Below are 17,834 nucleotides of genomic sequence, written 5' to 3'. Positions count from 1 at the left end.
TCAACTCCTCGGGGGCCCGCACCGGGCGCCCCCGCGGCAACTGTTGCCGCGGGGCCGCCCTGGTGCCGGACACGTGACGCGGATACGTCACTTCGGCGGAGGTGCGGTGTGCACGGTACGCGCGTCAGAACCGGTGGTGCGGGCCCTCGGGATCGATGTCGTCCGCGCGCGGCGCCTCGCCCGGCGCCGGCACCCGGGCACCGGGCGCGATGGGCGGCATCGGGGGGTACGGCACCCCGGTACCGCTGGGCGGTCCGGCCGGCGGCGTGCCGCCGATGACCCGGCCGGGGGCACGGTGCGCTTCCGCTTCGCCCACGGGCGTGGGCCGGGACGACGACGCGTGCGGCTTGGCGGCGCCGCGCAGCAGGTACGCGACGGCCGCGAGGATCGCGGCGGTGATCAACGCGGCGGCCCAGCCGGGCAGACCGATGTCGAGGGCCAGTCCCACCGCGAGTGCGACGGCCGCGCCCGCGTAGAGGGCGACGGCGCCGGACGCCGCGTACAGCATCGCCGTACGGCGCTGCTTGCGGGTCTGCTCGCGCAGCTCCTCGCGGATCGTCTCCCGCGCCACCTGCGCGAGTTCGTCGACCAGATGCCTGTCCAGATGCTCCAGATGATCGATGCGCTCCATGGCCGTCGGGTACCCGCTGTCATGAACAGTTAACTCCGCGGACCGGCGCGCCGAGCGGGGGCCGGGAGAGACCCGGGACGGTCCGATCCGCTTCGGGAAGGGACGACCGGTCGGGGATCGGGTGAAAAGATCACCGCACCGCGGCCGCCCCGACCAGGCTCGTCCGCATGGACATCCTGGGAGCGCACTGCGTGTCTGTGCCGACGATCTGGAGGCCTGGTCTCCTTCTACGAGCGGCCGGCGGGCACCGGCGCGCTCCGCTTCGAGCGGGGCGGAATGCAGGTGGCCGCGGTCGGCTGGTTCCTGCTGACGAGCAGGCCTCCGGCCGAGCTGGAGCTGCTGCGCAAGATGGCCGCGACGATCGCCGTCACGGACGTCGACGAGGCCCACCGGGCCCTGACCGCGCTGGGCGCGGGGACGTCATCGCCGGTCCGGTGCCGACTCCGGTGGGCCGCGACCTGATCGCCCGGCACCCGGACGGAGCGGTGTACGAGTACGTGGACCGGCGCGGGTCGTGAGGCGCCGGGCGCGGAAAAATTCCGCGTGCGGTGCGTCGTCGCGGACGTAGAGTCGGGCGTTCGACGGCAGGCCTGAAGGAGCGACAGTGAGTGAGCAGCACACCTACCGGGTGATCGTCCGGGGCACCTGGGACGGTCTCACGGACGAGGCACGAACCCGCCTCCTCGCCGAGGCCGCCGACCACGGCCTGACGAGCATGCGGTTCACCGAGGAGGGCACGCTGTCGTACGAGCCGTCGCCGCTGAAGCACTTCTCGATGCGCTACGTGGTGGTGTCGGACGCGGCGGACGGTGAGGAGATGGCGGGCGCGCTCGCCGAGGAGCGCGCCGAGACGACGCTGCGGGAACTCGGCCACGGCTTCACCGGACTGAGGTCGACGGTCACGGATCTCGACACCATGAAGATCAACTTCAAACCCGCATCTCGGCGGTGATCGCCCACCGCTCGTGGTCCCGCCACGCCCCGTCCATGTAGATCATCTTCGGGGAGAAGCCCTCCAGGCGGAAGCCGCAGCTGCGGGCGAGGGCGATCGAGGCGGCGTTCGCGGGCTGTGCGTTGATCTCCAGCCGGTGCAGCCGCATCGCTCCGAAGGCGTGGTCCACCACGAGGTCGAGCGCCTCGCGCATCAGCCCGCGTCCGGCCGCGTGCGCGAAGGCGCCGTAACCCAGCGCGCCGCACTGGAAGCCTCCCTGGACGATGTTGTTGATGTTGACGAACCCCGCGACGGCCCCGTCCTCCCGGGTGCACACGAGGAAGCCGGCCTTCGACGGGTCCTCGATCAGCCGGCCCGCGTAGGCCGTGTACGCGTCGGCGGTCGCCGGTGGGAACAGCCACGGGTGGTGCAGGTCCTTGCTCTCCCGCGCGCGGGCGGTGAACTCCGGCCCGTCCTCGTAGGTGAAGTGGCGTATGCCCACTCGGGGGCCCTCGGCGAGATAGCGGGATGCGGTGTGCGGCATCCGGACAGCGTACGACCAGGTCACCTGCGGCGTTTCTTGAAATACGCGAAGTGGGCGCCGCACAGGGCGCCGACGATCCCCATGGCCAGGAGCGCCGTCCACAGCGGCACCGTCACCTCGGGGATCAGCAGCCGGATCTTCGTGGGGCGGGTGTTCTCGAAGATGAAGATCAGGGAGAGGGCGGCGAGCACCAGGACGGCGATCCGGCCCGGCGTCATCGCTCCGCCCCTGCCACCCCTCTTCGAGGCCTTCGAGGTCTTCGGGCTCATACGACCAGGGTGCGCCCCGGGCCCCGCTCACGCACGGTGAGGCATGCCCTCCCGGTGAGGCCTGGTCTCCGGCCGACGCGGAACGGTGACGCACGGGCGTAGGGCGAGGGTGTCAGCGCAGGGCGGGCGCGTCAGCGCAGGGCGGGCGCGTCGAGGGTCAGGGTGCCCTCTTCCGCGTCGAGGGTGGCGGGCACGCCGAAGGGCACGGTCAGCGCGCCCTCGCAGTGGCCGAATCCGAGCTCCTCGACGACGGGGACACCGAGGCCGCCGAGCCGGTCCGCGAGGACCGGGCGCAGCGCCTCGTAGGGGCCGCACCGGTCCCAGGAGCCGAGCGCGACGCCCGCGACGCCGTCCAGCCAGCCGGTGCGAAGAAGCTGGGTGAGCGCGCGGTCGACCCGGTACGGCGACTCCCCCACGTCCTCGATCAGGAGCAGCCCGCCGCGGGCGCCGACGCGGGTGTGCGGGGTGCCGTAGCCGGTGGCGAGCAGCGTCAGACAGCCGCCCAGGGTGACGCCCCGTGCCCGCCCCGGCGCCAGGGCGGTGCCGGTGGAACCGAGTGTTCGGACGGTCTCCGGGGCGAACAGGGTGGCTCTGAGATGCTCCTGGGCGCGGGCGTTCTTGATGAAGTCGACGCCCGCGGCCACCGGCCCGTACAGCGTGACCAGGCCCAGCCGGACGGCGAACGCCTCGTGCAGGGTGGTGGCGTCGCTGAAGCCGAGGAACACCTTCGGCCCGGCCGCCCGCATCGCGTCCCAGTCGAGCAGATCGACGAGGCGCTGGGCGCCGTAGCCGCCGCGCGCGCACAGCACGGCGTCGACGCGCGGATCGCACCAGGCCTGCTGGAGGTCGGCGGCCCGGTCGGCATCGGTTCCCGCGAGGTGCGGCAGACGGCCGTGCCGGTCGAGCACATGGGGTGCTACCACCGGGTCGAGGTCCCAGCCGCGCAACAGGTCGAGTCCGGCCTGGAGCCGCTCCTCCGCCACCGGCCCGCTGGGCGCGACGACCGCGACCCGGGCACCGGGGGCCAGCCGGGACGGCCGCACGAGTTCCTTCACGGCATGAGCTCCAACCTGGGGATTCCGGGCGGGCGCAGCCCGAACACCTGAGCGTACAGCGAGAGCTCGGCCTCCAGCGCGCGCACCATCGTCGCCACCTGCCGGAACCCGTGTCCCTCTCCTCGAACGCCAGGTACGCGTGCGGCACCGGCCGCCCCGCCGGCCGGGCCCAGGAACCGCTCGCACCGGGCGGGCAGATCACGTCGTCCTAGCGGCCGTGGCGCACCGCCGGGCTCGGACCCGGGCTCGAGCACGCACAGCCGCTGGTCGGCGAAGTGCACGAACACCACCGGGAGCCGGCCGTCGCGCAGGGCGCCGGCCCACGGCTGTCCGCCGTACTCGACGACCCGGCTGCGGTCGTTCCACGGCGCGGGCAGGACGGACTCCTCCGTGCCGTCCGGGCGGCGCCGGGCCAGGGTGCGGCGGCCGTGCGCGGCCGGCCGGGGCGCGGTCCACCACACGTCGTCGCCGACGAAGCCGACGTACTCGGGGCGCCCGTCGTGCGTGCCGGCGAGCGTCGCGTCGACGGGTGAGGGTCAGGAACCGTACGGCAGGACCCGCATGTTCTCCCCGCTCGCCTATGCCGTCCGCAGGAACCGGTCGAGCACGCGGACCCCGAAGTGCAGCGCGTCCACCGGGACCCGTTCGTCGACGCCGTGGAAGAGGGCCTGGTAGTCGAAGCCCTCCGGGAGCTTCAGCGGTGCGAAGCCGTAGCCGGTGATGCCGAGCCGTGAGAACTGCTTGGCGTCCGTGCCGCCGGACATGCAGTACGGCACCACGTGCCCCTCGGGCGCGAACTCCTCCACGGCGGCGCGCATACGGGCGTAGAGAGGGGCGTCCACAGGTGCCTCGAGGGCGACTTCACGGTGGTGGAACTCCCAGTCGACGTCGGGGCCGGTGAGTTGGTCGAGCGTCGAACGGAACTCGTCCTCGGCGCCCGCGAGATAGCGGCCGTCCACGTGGGCGACGGCCTCCCCCGGGATCACGTTGACCTTGTAACCGGCGTCCAGCATCGTCGGGTTGGCGCTGTTGCGGACGGTCGCCTCGACCAGCGCGGCCGCCGGGCCGAGCTTCGCCAGCAGGCCGGACACATCGTGCAGGTCGGGTTCGACACCGTACAGCGCGGCGAGTTCGGTGAGGGCGGCGCGGACGGTCGGGGTGAGCCGCAGCGGCCATTCGTGCTCGCCGATGCGGGTGACGGCCGCGGCCAGCCGGGTCACCGCGTTCTCCCGGTTGACCTTGGAGCCGTGTCCGGCGCGCCCGCGCGCGGTCAGCTTCAGCCAGCCGGTGCCGCGCTCACCCGCCGCGATGGGGTAGATCTCGCGTCCGGCGCCGTCGTGGAAGGTGAACGCCCCCGATTCGCCGATGGCCTCGGTGCAGCCCTCGAAGAGTCCCGGATGCCGGTCGGCGAGAAACCCGGCGCCGTCCTGGGCGCTGGCCTCCTCGTCGGCGGTGAAGGCGATGACCAGGTCGCGCCGGGGCCGGACGCCCTGCCGGGCCCAGGACCGCAGCACGGCCAGGATCATCGCGTCCATGTTCTTCATGTCTACCGCGCCGCGTCCCCACAGGACCCCGTCGCGCACCTCCCCGGAGAACGGGTGGACGCTCCAGTCGGCGGCCTCGGCGGGGACGACGTCCAGGTGACCGTGGACGAGCAGCGCGTCCGCGGCCGGGTCGGTCCCCGCGACGCGGCCGACGACGTTGGTCCGCCCCGGGGCGCGTTCGAGGAGGGTCGGTTCGATGCCGGCGTCGGCGAGCAGCGCGGCCGCGTACTCGGCGGCGGGGCGTTCCCGGCAGTCGCCGCCGCCCCGGTTGGTGGTGTCGATGCGGATGAGGTCGGAGGTGAAGCGGACCACCTCCTCGCACGCCTGCACGTCAGCCATACTGCTCCTCGATCGCGGCCGAGACGATCGTGGTGACCGCCTTGAAGGTACGGATGCCCTCGTACATGGTGCCGCTGGTGTAGGCGATCTTCCGCTCACCGACGCGGGCGACACCGGGCACGACGGTGGCCGCCATCGCGAGGTGCTCGGCGTCGAACTCCACGGCGACGGTGAACGGACCGCCCGCTACCGGTTCCTGACGAACCGCCAGCTGGGTCGCCGCCTTCGCCGCCGCCCGGATTTCGGTGGCGGTACGGGCCGGGGTGCGGCACACGGCCGCGTATCGGGAGACGTGGTCCTTGACCGCGACCTTCAGCGCTCCGGGCGCGTACCCGAGCGCGTCCTCGCAGGCCACGTCGTCGCCGGTGACGAGGACGACGGGCACCCCGTACTCCGCGACGACGTGCGCGTTGAGCAGCCCCTCGCTGGCCCGTACGTCGTTCAGCCAGACACCGGTGAGGGAGTTGGCGAGGTAGGTGTGGGCGAGGACGCCCTCCATGCCGGCGCCCGCGTGGTAGCCGACGAACGCGATGCCATCGACGTCGCCGTGCTGGACGCCCTCCACCATGGAGAGCGACTTGTGCCGGCCCGTGAGCATCTCCACCCGCTCGTCGAGCTGCTCGAGAAGCAGGTTGCGCATGGTCGAGTGGGCCTCGTTGACCAGGACCTCGTCCGCACCGCCGTCGAAGAAGCCCTGCACGGCGGCGTTGACGTCCGAGGTGAACATCGACCGGCAGCGATCCCACTCCGGCGTCCCCGGCAGCACGTCGGCCGGCCAGGTGACGCCGGTGGCGCCCTCCATGTCGGCGCTGATGAGGATCTTCACGTGCGGCCCCCGTCCAGTCAAGGAGACCCGAGTTTATCGGCCCGCGCCCCGGTTTCCCGGGGAGCGACTCCGTTCGTAGCCGCGCTTCAGCCCCGGCGGCGTGGTGTGCGGGGCGCTCGCCCGCGCCGTGGCCGCCTCCGGCATCCGGCTGCTGACCAGCCGCCTGCTGTCCGGGCTGCCGCGCACCGCGCACCGCTCAGCGCTCACCGCTCACACCGCAACGTCCCGTCTTCCGGGAAGACGTTGGTGCGGCCGACCCCGCGCGTGCTGTGATCGGCTCACACGAGCCGACACACCAGTCGGCACCGCAGTGACACGAACGGGGACCCATGACCACGCACACCACCCTGCCACCGGAGCGCTTCGAGGCCGACCGGCCTCATCTGCGTGCCGTCGCCCATCGCATGCTCGGTTCGCTCAGCGAGGCGGAGGACGCCCTGCAGGAGACATGGCTCAGGGCGGCCCGGGCGGACGTCGGCGACGTGGAGAACCTCAGCGGGTGGCTGACCACGGTCGTGGGCAGGGTGTGCCTGAACATGCTCCGTTCCCGCGCAACGCGGCCCGAAGTGCCCCTGGACGCCCCGGTGACCGAGCCTGCCGCCGGGAGGCGGGACGGCGGCGACCCCGAGGAGGAGGCGCTGCTCGCCGACTCGGTGGGGGTGGCGCTCCTCGTCGTCCTGGACACGCTCGCCCCGGCCGAGCGGCTGGCGTTCGTGCTGCACGACCTGTTCGCCGTGCCGTTCGACGACATCGCCCCGATGATCGAGCGCACGCCGGCCACAGCGCGGCAGCTGGCCAGCCGGGCCCGCCGCCGCGTCAGGGGTGCCGCACCCGGGTCCGCCTCCGACCGCGCCCGGCAACGCCGGGTCGCCGCCGCGTTCCTGGCCGCGACCAGGGACGGCGACTTCGAGGCGCTGCTCGCGCTGCTGCACCCGGACGTGGTCCTCACCGCGGACCGCTTCGTCGTCCCGACGTCCGTATCCGTCACGGTCAGCGGCGCCCGGGCGGTGGCCGAGGGAGCGATGGCGGCGACCGGCCGGGCCCGGTTCACCGGCCTCGCGCTGCTCGACGGCCGGGTCGGCCTCGCGATGGCGCCGCACGGCAGGCTGCGGCTGGTGCTGCTGTTCACGATCACGGTCGACGGGATCACCGGGATCGACGTGGTGGCGGACCGGAAGCGGCTGGACGGCATCGAGGTGGCGGTGCTCGACCCCATGAGCGCCGGCCCCATCGGGGTGGACGCGACCGGAGCGGATTCCGCCGGGGCCGAGGACTGACAAACGGGTCGGGGCGACCGGAGTTCCCGGTCGCCCCGCACCACGCTCCGCGCCGCTCTCAGAAGGCAAGCACCAGTGAGGCCACCGCAGGGGCCGCGTAGACGAGCGGGAACGGCAGGTGCGAGAACCAGCGGGCCCGCAGCACGGTGACGGCGGCGCCGAGGAAGTACAGGACCAGACCGACCGCGGCGAGCACACCGACCACGGGCACGAACAGTCCGGCCAGCAGACCGGCCGCGCCCGCGGCCTTGGCCGCGCCGAGCCACACCCACCACGAGCGCGGCACTCCGTAGTCGGCGAGCGGCTTCACTGTCCACTCGGCGCCGAGGAAGACCGAGGCGGCCGAGAAGCCCGCCATGACGGCTCCGACGACGGTGACGACGACGTAGGCAGTGGAGTAGTCGGTGGACATCTCAGCAGCTCCTCAGGGGGTTTTCGGCTTTCCTTCACCCCCCTGACACGGTGCGCCGCGTGAGTGTGACAGCCGCGGGAGCTGTACGTGGTGTGACGGCGGTCACTTGACGCGCGCGGCCACCAGCCACTTCGACGGCAGCTCGATCCGGGTGCCGTCGGGCGCGAACTCCGTGGTGATGAGAGGGAGTTCACCCGAGGCCAGGATCGTGAGACCGGCGGTGCGCAGATATGTGGGCACCGCGTCGTCGGCCACCTCGCCGGGGGCGATGCCGTGCCGGAAGATCGGCGCGAGTTTCGGCGGCGGACCGGCCGGGCCCTGCGCCAGGCCGCCGAGGACGGGGCGGGCCGCCTCCGACAGTTCGACGAGGAAGACCCGGCCGCGCTCCCCCACCAGCGCGGCGATCGCGTCCACCAGCGGCTGCCGGTCGTCGGGCTCGCACTGGTGCAGGACGCCCCTCATGTAGACGTTGGTGTCACCGAGTTCGGCGTGCAGCGTCTCGGCCGCGCCCTTCTCGGCCGCGTCCAGCAGCCGGTACGTCGCCTGCCCGGCGGGGTCGGCGCGGCGGGCGCGGTCGACCGCCGCGGCGGACAGGTCGGCGCCGACCACATGCGGGAACCGGTCGGCGAAGTACCGGGTCTGGGTGCCGTTTCCGCAGCCGAGGTCCAGCAAAGCCAGTCCCGGGTGCGCGAGATGGGGTTCGAAGAGGGCCAGGTGGAGAGCCGCGGTGACCTTCGGATCGGCGTCCCAGAACACGCCACCCGCCTCGTCCGGAGCCTCGCGCCAGAAGCCCTCCCACGCCTCCCGGTACCGACTCGTCACGCTCATGCACAACTCCCCAGGTCGCAAGGCCGATCCGTCGTAAGTGACGGGCGAGTACGGTCTATCGCTCCCCGGTCGGCGCGACAAGCGCGGTGCGCGTTCCTTCACGCCGCGTTCGGGCTCCGTACGCCGTCCCGCGGGTCCGGGCCGGTCGCGCTCAGCGGCGCGGCAGCGTCAGTTCGAACCACACGGACTTGCCCGCGCCCGTACGGCTGGTCCCCCACTCGCGGGCCAGCGTGCTCACCACGCGCAGCCCCCGCCCGGACGCGTCGCCGGGTCCGGCGCTCAGCAGGGTCGGCAGTTCGTGATCGTCGTCCTCGACCTCGCACAGCAGCGTGTCACCGCGTACGAGACGCAGGGCCACGGGGTTTTGGCGGGAGTGCCGTACGGCATTGGTGACGAGTTCGCTCACCATGAGTTCGGCGGCGTCGGCGAGCCGCTCCAGGCTCCAGTCGTGGAGTTGCTCCCGGACCACCGCGCGGGCCCGGCCGACCTCCGCCGGGTCGAGCGGGAACCGCCATTCGGCGACGTCGTCCGGCGCGATGCCGTTGAGACGGGTCATGAGCAGGGCGACGTCGTCCTTGCGGCCGCCGCGGGCCGCTTCCGAGAACGTCGCGGCGAGGGAACGGATGATGGTGTCGCATGCGTCGTCCATGGAGGCGGCCGGATGGGCCGCCGACTCGCAGAGGGTCGCGAGTCCTACGCCGATGTCCTCGCCGCGCACCTCGACCAGCCCGTCGGTGCACATCACCAGCCGGTCGCCGGGCTCCACGCGCACGCGTACCGCCTCGAAGGGCACGCCGCCGACGCCGATGGGCGCGCCGGTGGGCAGATCGAGGAGTTCGCTGCGGCCGTCGGCGGCACGCACCAGCACGGGAGGGATGTGGCCCGCGTTGGCGAGGTGCAGCTCGCCCACGATCGGGTCGTAGACGGCGTACAGACAGGTCGCGAGGTAGGTGTCCCCCAGCCGCTGCGCCAAGTCGTCGAGATTGCGCAGGAGTTGGGAGGGCGGTAGATCAAGGGCGGCCATGGTCTGCACGGCCGTCCGCAACTGGCCCATCATCGCGGCGGAGTTGAGCCCGTGGCCCATGACGTCGCCGACGACGAGGGCGGTGCGCGCGCCGGGCAGCTTCACCGAGTCGAACCAGTCGCCGCCGACCCGTCCCAGCAGGGTGCCCGGCAGATAGCGGGTGGCGATGTCACAGCCCGCCATGCGCGGCGGGATGTGCGGCAGCATGCTGTCCTGGAGGGTCTCGGCGACGCTCTCCTGATGGGTGTACATCCGGGCGTTGTCGAGCACGAGTCCCGCGCGGGCGGCGAGTTCGGCGCCGGTGACCCGGTCCATGTCGTTGAAGAGGGCGCGCTCCGGGTGGCGCAGCAGGATCATGAAGCCGAGAACGACGTTACGGGCCTTCAGGGGGACGACCAGCATGGAGCGGCCGGTGATCAGGGGCCGGATGTCACGCTTCTCGAACTGCGAGGCGATGGCGTGGCCCATCCGCTCGCTGATGCGCGGCACGAGGACGGGCCGGCCGGTGGTCATGCACTGGAAGAACGGGGTGTGCGCGGGGAACGGCATGGCCTCACCGACGGGTACGACGTCGTCCCAGCGGCCGGGTTCGTCGGTGTGCTCGACGGCGACCCGGTGCCACATGGTGGTCGTGTCCGGCACACCGTCGGGGAATCCCTCACCGGCGACGACCTGTTCGCGCAGATAGGTGCCGGCGACGTCGGTGAAGCGGGGGACGACGGCTCTGCTGACCTCGAGGATGGTGCGGGAGAGGTCGAGGGAGGTGCCGATCTTCCCGCTGACCTCGTTGAGGAACTCCAGCCGCTCGCGGACGGCGACGTACTCGAGGTCCTCGCCCTCGTCGTCGGGCTCCTGCGGGGTGGGCGTCCCTTCGGCGACGGCGCGGGCGGCCCGCTCGCGGCGCGCTCTGCGCTCGACGCGCCGGGCCACTCCCCAGTCCGGGGTCACGGGGACCCGGTCGTTCTGACTGAACTCCAGTACGGGGTAGCCGAGTTCGAGGACCTGTCCGACGATGCGGGCACTTTCGCCGACGCTCATGCTGGGCAGGATCTCGGGCAGCCGGCGGGCGAGTTCCGCGGCGCCGGGGAAGTCGGTGTGCAGGGCGAACGCGGGTGCGATGCGTTCGACGGCGAGCGGGGCGGCCGGTTCGTCCTGCCGCAGTCCCGCGGCGTCCGCGGCGAGCACCAGCAGCCGTTCAGTGCCCGGTCCGACCAGCGGGTACGCCCACCACAACACGTCGACACGGTCACGGTCGCGGTCCCGCCCGGGCACGGTCAGCCGGGCGCGTCCGGCGGCCGGGTAGCCGAGACCGCGGTCGAGGGAGGAGTCGAGGCCGGGCCCGAGACCGTCGTAGGCCGCGATGTCCTCGTAGCCCCCGTGTCCCCCGTAGCCGCCGCCCGGGAGGTCGTCGTCCGGCTCGGGGAGGGCTCCGGAGACGGGGAGCAGGTCGATCGCGGGACGGCCGATCGCCTCTTCCTTGGCGACTCCGAAGAGCCGGCGTGCGCCGGTGCTCCAGTGCGAGACGAGGCCCTCACGGTCCACCACGACCACCGCCAGTGGGACACGGGCGGCGTCGGCGGGCCCTCCCCCACCCTCCTGGCGGGGGGACGCCGCGCTCGCCTCGCTCGCCGCGTGGGGCGCGCCACTCCCGGCTCCGCGGCTGGGAGGTGCGTCCCTCTCGGTGCCACGGTCCATGGCCCAGGCCCTCTCTCCCCAGAGCTGTGCAAGATCTGTCGCGCCGTCACCACCGTACGGCGCACGTCGCTCGGCATGTGCGGCAATCCTGGAATTGGTTTCACCGGGGCGCGCCGGGGTACGCCGTCCGTTCCGGCGCCCGCTCGCGGTGCGGTCGGTCCTCGTGGCCGAGTTGCAGATCGCGTTCCGTGCGTCCGCCGCCCGCCATGTGCAGGACGGTGGCGACCGGTGGGCGACCGGCGGCGACGACGGTGTACTCGCCCGACGACGGGTCGACGAAGCGGAACGTGCCGTCGGGTCCCGTGGTGAGGGTGTCCACGACGTTGCCCGCCGCGTCCGGGAGGGTCACGCGCGCGTCCTCGACGGGCCTCGCCGGTGGCCCGGACGGTGCCGCGCAGCAGGTCGCCGCCCGTGAGTTCGACGTCCTGGCGGGTCTCGTGGGCCGCCTGGACGCCGACCGGCAGGGCGGCCGGGCGGTCGCCGCCCGCGCGGCGGCGAGGGTGTGCCCCCCGGCGATCAGCTCGGTGACGACGTGGCCGCCCTCCCGTCCGCTGCGGGTGCCGGCGACGACCTCGCCGTGCACGTCGGTGAGGGTGACGGTGGCGTCCCGCACCGGGGCGCCGTCCGCCGTCACGACGCTCCCGGCCAGGAGTCCGGCGCCGCCGAGGACGACGTCGAGCTCGACGGGGCGCTCGCCGACGGTGAGGAGACGGCCTGCGGCTGGTGGCCACCGGCGGCGGCGATCAGGACACGGGCCCCGGAGCCGGGCGTGGACAGCGCGTACCGCGAGAAGAAGACGAGCCGCACCCGGCGCCGGCCGGGTTCCGGCGCGGCGTCCGGCGCCGGGGGCGGGCCTTGCGCGGGGGCCGCCGTGACCGGCTCGTCCTGCGTCGGCGTGGTTCCGCCCATGTGCCCCTCCCCTCGTCGCACCTGCCACACGATTCCCGCGTCGAGCGACAACCAGGGGCAAGCGCGACGAGTTACGGCGCCATGCCGGCCACAAGGGAGATCCACTCGAACCGGCGAAAGGGTCAACACGCCTTAGGCGCGCGGGGGTTGTACTACTTCTCGACCTCGGCGGCGAGGTTGGCGAGGATCAGGTCGTAGATCCGGTTGAGGCCCTTGGGTGCGAACGTCCGCTCGAAGAAGCCGCCGACGCCACCGGCGCCGCTCCATGTGGTGGTGACCACGACGCGGGACTTGCCCTCACCCGCCGGGGTGACCCGCCAGACGGTGACCATCGAGGAGTTGCGGTCCTTCTCGACGAGTTCGCCGTCCGTCGGCTCGGCGACCTCCAGGAGGCAGTCCCGGACGCGCTTGCTGGTGGCCTGGAGCTTCCAGTGGACGAGGGTGCCCTCGCCGTCGCCGCCCTCGCGCACCTCGTACTCGCTGAAGTGCTGGGGCAGCAGTTTCCCGCGCGCGCCGCTGTAGTCGGCGATGGTGTCGAACACCTTCTCCGGGTTCGCAGCGACGACCCGCTCGGTGGTGGCCTCGACCTGCGCCATGGGGTTCCTCCAGGTCCGTGTTGCTCAGGGTTGTTCGGGGTTCCTCAAGTTCGGGACAAGCCAACCACCCCGGTCCACGGCCGCCCAAATCGGGGTCCCGGAAGCGTCCCGGAAGCGATCGCGGGGCGATCGGAAACGGCTGGCGGAAGGTACGCCGCACGATCATGGGAACAGATGTTCTATTGTGGGGGCAGTGCTACCGAGGAGGCGTCATGCGCTGGGAGAACCTCACCGTGGAAACCCGCCACGACCGGCCGGCGGACGCCGCGCTGTTCGGCGCGGACGCGGTCACGACCAGGACGTTCGACACGCCCGAGTTCGCCGGCATCACGTTCCACGAGATCCGGGCCCGCTCGATCCTCAACCGGGTACCGGGAGCCTCCCGGATGCCGTTCGAGTGGACGGTGAACCCCTACCGGGGCTGCACGCACGCGTGTGTGTACTGCTTCGCCCGCAAGACGCACAGCTATCTCGACCTCGACACCGGGACCGGCTTCGACACCCAGATCGTCGTCAAGGTGAACGCGCCGGAGCTGCTGCGCCGCCAGCTGGCCTCGCCCCGCTGGCACGGGGAGCACGTCGCGATGGGCACGAACGTCGACTGCTACCAGCGCGCGGAGGGCCGCTACCGGCTGATGCCGGGGATCCTGTCCGCCCTGCGCGACCGGGCGAACCCCTTCTCGATCCTGACCAAGGGCACCCTGATCCTGCGCGACCTCGATCTGCTGCGGCAGTCCGCCGAGGTGACCGACGTCGGCGTCTCGGTGTCCGTCGGCTTCACCGACACCGAGCTGTGGCGCACCGTCGAGCCGGGCACCCCGGCCCCCGAGCGGCGCCTGGACGTCGTACGGACCCTCACCGGCCACGGCATCGGCTGCGGGGTGCTGATGGCACCGGTGATCCCGTTCCTCGGCGACGAACCCGCCCAGCTGCGCGCCACCGTCCGGGCGATCGCGGCCGCCGGGGCCACCTCCGTCACCCCGCTCGCGCTGCACCTGCGCCCCGGCGCCCGGGAGTGGTTCATGGCCTGGCTCGGGCAGCACCACCCGTACCTGGTGCGCCGGTACGAGCGGCTGTACGCGGACGGCGCCTACGCCCCGAAGTGGTACCAGCGACGGATCACCCGTCAGGTGCACGAGCTGGCAGAGGAGTACGGCATCGGCCCCACGCGCGCGGGGATGCCCCGCCGGGTCCCGTTGTCCGAGCCGGTGGAGGAGCCGACCGGGCCCGGGCCGACCCAGCTCTCGCTGATCTGAGCGCGTTCGAGCGCATCCGGCGACCCGAAAGGGTCAAGTAACGCCGGAACAGGTTCTGCCCGGCGCTCTTTTCGGGACGATGCGGCAAGGGCCGTGACCTGCGCGGTCCGGCCGTCCGCGGCCTCGTCGTCGTCCCGGGAGCACTTCATGAACCAACGCGCAGCCGTGCTGTGCGCTGCCGCCGCCGTCGTGGCCGGGACGGTCACCGCAGTGCCCGCGGGCGCGAGCCCGTCGCGCCCCGCGGAGGCCGCCCGCGCGGCGGAGCTCAGCTGGAAGAGCTGCGGCATCACCGGTCAGCCGAAGCTCCAGTGCACCTCCCTGAAGGTGCCGCTAGACCACGAGCAGCCGGGCGGGCAGCAGATCACGCTGGCGCTGTCCCGCGTCCCGCACACCGCGAAGGCGTACCAGGGCCCGCTGCTGGTCAACCCCGGAGGCCCCGGCGGCAGGGGGCTGAGCCTCGCCGGATTCGTCGCCTCGGCACTGCCGAAGGCCGTGTCGGCCCAGTACGACGTCATCGGCTTCGACCCGCGCGGGGTGGGCAGGAGCACGCCCGCGCTGGACTGCGAGCCCGGCCACTTCGGCCCTGTCCGCCCGGACACGGTGCCGAGCACCGAGGCGATCGAGCAGGCGAACGTCGCACGCGCGAAATCCTTCGCGGCGGCCTGCGTCAAAAAGTACGCGAGCGTGCTGCCCCACATCGACACGCTCAGCACCGTGCGGGACATGGACGCGATCCGGGCCGCGCTCGGCGCGCGGAAGCTGAACTACTTCGGCTACTCGTACGGCACCTACCTCGGCGCGGTGTACGCCAAGCTCTACCCGCAGCGGGTGCGGCGCCTGGTCCTGGACTCGATCGTCGACCCCACGGGCGTCTGGTACGAGGACAACCTCACCCAGGATCTGGCCTTCAACGACCGGCACCGCGCCCTGATGGCCTGGATCGCCAAGTACGACAAGACGTACAAGCTCGGCACCGACCCGGAACAGGTCGAGACCAAGTGGTACGCGATGCGGGCGGCCCTCGCCGAGAAGCCGGCCGGCGGCCGGGTGGGCGCCTCGGAGCTGGAGGACACCTTCCTGCCCGGCGGCTATTACAACGGTTACTGGCCCCACCTCGCCGAGGCGTTCGCGGCGTACGTGAACGGCAAGGACGCCGGCCCGCTGGTCGAGGCGTACAAGAACTTCGCCGCCGTCGACGCCGCTGGGGACAACGGCTACAGCATCTACACCTCGGTGCAGTGCCGGGACGCCTTCTGGCCGCGCGACTGGGACGAGTGGCGTACGGACAACTGGTCGGTGTACGCCAAGGCACCGTTCATGGCCTGGAACAACGCCTGGTACAACGCACCGTGCGCGTTCTGGCCGACCGAGCCCGTGGGACCAGTGAACATCACCAACGGCGAGCTGCCGCCGACCCTGCTGTTCCAGGCGACGAACGACGCGGCCACCCCGTACGAGGGCGGTGCGACGGTCCACGCGCTGCTGCGCGGCTCCAGTCTCGTCGTCGAGGAGGGCGGCCAGAACCACGGCATCACGCTGAGCGGGAACACCTGCCTGGACAAGCACCTGGCCACGTACCTGACGGACGGCACGGTGCCGCGCGGGACCGGCGGCGTCGACGCGGTGTGCAAGGCACAGCCCGACCCCAGGCCGCCGACCTCGAAGGTCGCGGCACGCACCGCCCACGGCACGACGCTGCACGGGCTGCTGGGGTTCCGTGGCTGAGCGGTGACCCGGCCGGCCCGTCGGGGGCGTTGTCAGACCCTTGGTCCACCATGGACGCATGAGCGAAACGACCAGGATCCCCGCCCCCGCCGGGGTCGCCGCGGCGACCCAGTACTCCCATGTCGTCATGGGCACCGGCCGTTTCGTGGCCATAGCGGGTCAGCTCCCGCTCGACGCGGACGGCAGGCCGGTCGGCGAGGGCGACCCGCAGGTCCAGGCACGCCAGGTCTTCGAGAACCTGAGCCGCTGCCTCGCCGCGGCCGGGGCGACCTTCGACGACGTCGTCAAACTCACCTACTTCGTCACCGACATGGCCCATATGCCGGCGATCCGCGGGGCCCGCGCCGCCCACATACCCGACGACCGGCTCCCCGCCGCCTCGGCCGTGCAGGTCGCCGCGCTGGTCCGCCCGGAGTTCCTGATGGAGATCGAGGCGTTCGCGGTGGTGGACTGACGGCCGCCCCGCTCGCCGGCGCGGCGGGGCCGTGCCGCGCACGGACGGAAAGGGCTCCGCGAGGCCGCTCCCGACCACACGGAGCCTGCCCGCCGCTCCTGGCGTGGCCGCTGACGAGCCACCACCTCGGACAGGCCGGACGCGATGCCTCCGTGTGCCCACCGGCGGGGCTTCGCCTGGTGCTCAGGCCACAGGGCCGGCATACGTACTGAACCGCAGGTACACCCCGATGTCCGCGGGCATCTCCGGCGAGGTCGTCCGGTAGCTGCACAGCTCCTGCAGCCCTCCGGTGTCCGGCGGCAGTCCCGCCGTCAGCTGCCGCAGGATCTCGGCGTGCGGACGCGGGTCGATTCCCTCCAGCTCCATGAGCCGGGCGATGCGTACGGCTGCCTCCGCGTCGGAACCGGTGTTGTCCGGCAGTCGCAGATAGAGGTTGGCCTCCTCCGGGCCGGAGGTGTCCTCCCGGAACGCCAGGCAGGTCATCGGCTCGTTGCTCACGGTGCCGCCGTCCCGCCCGTAGATGACGGTACGCGCCCGGGCTGCCCGGGCCGGCTCGTGGCGCTGCGCCAACGCCGCCACGGTGTCCAGCTCACCCATCGGCATCGGGCGGTGCCGGAAGTAGACCTTCACCCGGGGGGCGTTTCCGCCGTCCAGATCGAGGGCCATGAGCTCCAACTCGTGACCACGATCGGCGAGTTCGGCTCTCCGGTACCCCACCGGCTCCCAGGCGTCCGCCAGACCCAGCCGGTGCATGGCTTCCGCCATGACGTCGTACGCGCGGTCCAGGCCGTGCACCTGCGGGTTGAGGTAGACCTTGTAGTGGGGCCGCTTTCCCGGTCTCCAGGCCAACGAGTGCCAGAGGGTCGCCCGGTAGCGATCGGGGGCGGACGTGATGAACAGGTCTTCGATACTCAGGTACCGCGCGATGTCCGTCCCGGGGCTGCCGGCGAGTCGGCGCGTCAGTTCCCGGCCGGCCTCCTGACAGCCGAGCGGGGTGCGGTCGGAGCCGAGCGACTCGAACAGGATGCGGACCTCGGGGCGGCCGCCCTTCCAGCTGACGGAGAGTTCGGCGGGGAAACCGTCCGCCGAGACGAACGAGGGCGGATCGCAACGCTCTCCGACGGGCCGCGAACCCCAGGGGTGGATCACTTCCCGCAGGTCCTCCAGTACGGTCTCCGTCTCCCACTGGTCCACCCCCAGGCCGCGGCAGACCGCCGTCCACTTCTCTTCCAGGAACTGCCCGAACGTCTTGTGCGGTTCCTGACGCGTGCCCAGGTCGGATATCTCATCGGGGAGTTGCGCACTGGTCACTCTCCATCACCCTCCATAGCCGGACCGATTCGGCCTCGTCCGCGCTCACTTGGGCGACCCGACGGCCGCGCCAAGCCATCGCAGTTTCGACGGAAGGCGATCTTCCCCTCGTGGAGGTATTCGAATCACGAACCAACAGGCGACAAGCGCCCACCTTCAGAATCACGGGTGATCGGTGTAGCTGTCATCTATTTCATCACCAGATCGC

At 72.3% G+C, this 17,834-nt stretch carries 16 protein-coding genes and 3 pseudogenes; 6 read left to right on the top strand and 13 right to left on the bottom strand.

The annotated features are described in order from the left end of the window. Positions 1-124 precede the first annotated feature (124 nt). The gene (locus tag ACFWBB_RS08530) at positions 125-631 is read right to left on the bottom strand and encodes a phage holin family protein (RefSeq protein ID WP_385268472.1); all 507 of its coding nucleotides are present in this window, start codon (positions 629-631) and stop codon (positions 125-127) included. Between the two features lie 187 nt (positions 632-818). On the opposite strand from ACFWBB_RS08530, the pseudogene ACFWBB_RS08525 reads away from it, so the two are divergent. Both ACFWBB_RS08525 and ACFWBB_RS08520 read left to right on the top strand, forming a co-directional pair. Continuing rightward, positions 819-1,149, top strand: a pseudogene (locus ACFWBB_RS08525) (VOC family protein). An 86-nt stretch (positions 1,150-1,235) separates the two neighbouring features. Beyond that, positions 1,236-1,583, top strand: a complete 348-nt coding sequence (locus ACFWBB_RS08520; protein WP_385268470.1) for a DUF6204 family protein — start codon at positions 1,236-1,238, stop codon at positions 1,581-1,583. Here ACFWBB_RS08520 and ACFWBB_RS08515 read toward each other — a convergent pair. The 6 genes and pseudogenes from ACFWBB_RS08515 to ACFWBB_RS08490 form a co-directional block, all read right to left on the bottom strand. Then, positions 1,561-2,106 (bottom strand): GNAT family N-acetyltransferase, encoded by a 546-nt coding sequence (locus ACFWBB_RS08515; RefSeq protein ID WP_385268468.1) that lies wholly within the window; start codon positions 2,104-2,106, stop codon positions 1,561-1,563. The two genes, ACFWBB_RS08520 and ACFWBB_RS08515, sit on opposite strands and share 23 nt — an antisense overlap. Before the next feature lie 20 nt (positions 2,107-2,126). Continuing rightward, positions 2,127-2,375, bottom strand: coding sequence for a DUF1049 domain-containing protein (locus ACFWBB_RS08510; protein ID WP_385268466.1), 249 nt, complete (start codon positions 2,373-2,375; stop codon positions 2,127-2,129). Positions 2,376-2,506: 131 nt separating this feature from the next. Then, complete coding sequence (locus ACFWBB_RS08505; protein ID WP_385268464.1) at positions 2,507-3,430, bottom strand: LD-carboxypeptidase; 924 nt, start codon at positions 3,428-3,430, stop codon at positions 2,507-2,509. Positions 3,431-3,639: 209 nt separating this feature from the next. Then, positions 3,640-3,993: pseudogene (locus tag ACFWBB_RS08500) on the bottom strand (S9 family peptidase); the annotation flags it as partial. A gap of 15 nt (positions 3,994-4,008) precedes the next feature. Continuing rightward, the gene (locus tag ACFWBB_RS08495; RefSeq protein WP_385268462.1) at positions 4,009-5,313 is read right to left on the bottom strand and encodes a M20/M25/M40 family metallo-hydrolase; all 1,305 of its coding nucleotides are present in this window, start codon (positions 5,311-5,313) and stop codon (positions 4,009-4,011) included. Next, entirely contained in the window at positions 5,306-6,139 is an 834-nt protein-coding gene (locus tag ACFWBB_RS08490; protein WP_385268460.1) for a M55 family metallopeptidase, read from the bottom strand. Before ACFWBB_RS08490 ends, ACFWBB_RS08495 begins: the two co-directional genes overlap by 8 nt. A gap of 329 nt (positions 6,140-6,468) precedes the next feature. Between ACFWBB_RS08490 and ACFWBB_RS08485 the strand changes: the two genes are divergently transcribed. Continuing rightward, the gene (locus ACFWBB_RS08485) at positions 6,469-7,416 is read left to right on the top strand and encodes a sigma-70 family RNA polymerase sigma factor (RefSeq protein ID WP_385268458.1); all 948 of its coding nucleotides are present in this window, start codon (positions 6,469-6,471) and stop codon (positions 7,414-7,416) included. A 58-nt stretch (positions 7,417-7,474) separates the two neighbouring features. On the opposite strand, the gene ACFWBB_RS08480 is transcribed toward ACFWBB_RS08485, so the two are convergent. The 5 genes and pseudogenes from ACFWBB_RS08480 to ACFWBB_RS08460 form a co-directional block, all read right to left on the bottom strand. Next, positions 7,475-7,828, bottom strand: a complete 354-nt coding sequence (locus ACFWBB_RS08480; RefSeq protein WP_385268456.1) for a DoxX family protein — start codon at positions 7,826-7,828, stop codon at positions 7,475-7,477. 102 nt (positions 7,829-7,930) lie between these two features. Beyond that, positions 7,931-8,656 (bottom strand): class I SAM-dependent methyltransferase, encoded by a 726-nt coding sequence (locus ACFWBB_RS08475; protein WP_385268454.1) that lies wholly within the window; start codon positions 8,654-8,656, stop codon positions 7,931-7,933. A gap of 151 nt (positions 8,657-8,807) precedes the next feature. Further along, positions 8,808-11,375, bottom strand: coding sequence for a SpoIIE family protein phosphatase (locus tag ACFWBB_RS08470; protein WP_385268452.1), 2,568 nt, complete (start codon positions 11,373-11,375; stop codon positions 8,808-8,810). Positions 11,376-11,475: 100 nt separating this feature from the next. After that, a pseudogene (locus ACFWBB_RS08465) lies at positions 11,476-12,161 on the bottom strand (collagen binding domain-containing protein); the annotation flags it as partial. A 275-nt stretch (positions 12,162-12,436) separates the two neighbouring features. Further along, positions 12,437-12,880: an SRPBCC family protein gene (locus tag ACFWBB_RS08460; protein ID WP_385268450.1), complete on the bottom strand. Its 444-nt coding sequence runs from the start codon at positions 12,878-12,880 to the stop codon at positions 12,437-12,439. 212 nt (positions 12,881-13,092) lie between these two features. On the opposite strand from ACFWBB_RS08460, the gene ACFWBB_RS08455 reads away from it, so the two are divergent. The 3 genes from ACFWBB_RS08455 (at position 13,093) to ACFWBB_RS08445 (ending at position 16,315) form a co-directional block, all read left to right on the top strand. Continuing rightward, positions 13,093-14,136 carry an Rv2578c family radical SAM protein gene (locus ACFWBB_RS08455; protein WP_385268448.1) on the top strand — a complete coding sequence of 348 codons (1,044 nt, stop codon included), beginning with the start codon at positions 13,093-13,095 and terminating at the stop codon, positions 14,134-14,136. A gap of 147 nt (positions 14,137-14,283) precedes the next feature. Next, positions 14,284-15,861 (top strand): alpha/beta hydrolase, encoded by a 1,578-nt coding sequence (locus ACFWBB_RS08450; protein ID WP_385268446.1) that lies wholly within the window; start codon positions 14,284-14,286, stop codon positions 15,859-15,861. A gap of 58 nt (positions 15,862-15,919) precedes the next feature. Then, positions 15,920-16,315, top strand: a complete 396-nt coding sequence (locus ACFWBB_RS08445; RefSeq protein ID WP_385268443.1) for a RidA family protein — start codon at positions 15,920-15,922, stop codon at positions 16,313-16,315. A 183-nt stretch (positions 16,316-16,498) separates the two neighbouring features. On the opposite strand, the gene ACFWBB_RS08440 is transcribed toward ACFWBB_RS08445, so the two are convergent. Further along, positions 16,499-17,626, bottom strand: a complete 1,128-nt coding sequence (locus tag ACFWBB_RS08440; RefSeq protein ID WP_385268441.1) for a tryptophan dimethylallyltransferase family protein — start codon at positions 17,624-17,626, stop codon at positions 16,499-16,501. Positions 17,627-17,834 lie beyond the last annotated feature (208 nt).

The sequence above is a fragment of the Streptomyces sp. NPDC060000 genome, from assembly GCF_042737375.1.
In the GTDB taxonomy this organism is placed as follows: Bacteria; Actinomycetota; Actinomycetes; order Streptomycetales; family Streptomycetaceae; genus Streptomyces.
Note: the sequence above shows the minus strand (reverse complement) of the source record. Positions and strands in the feature narration are given on the sequence as shown.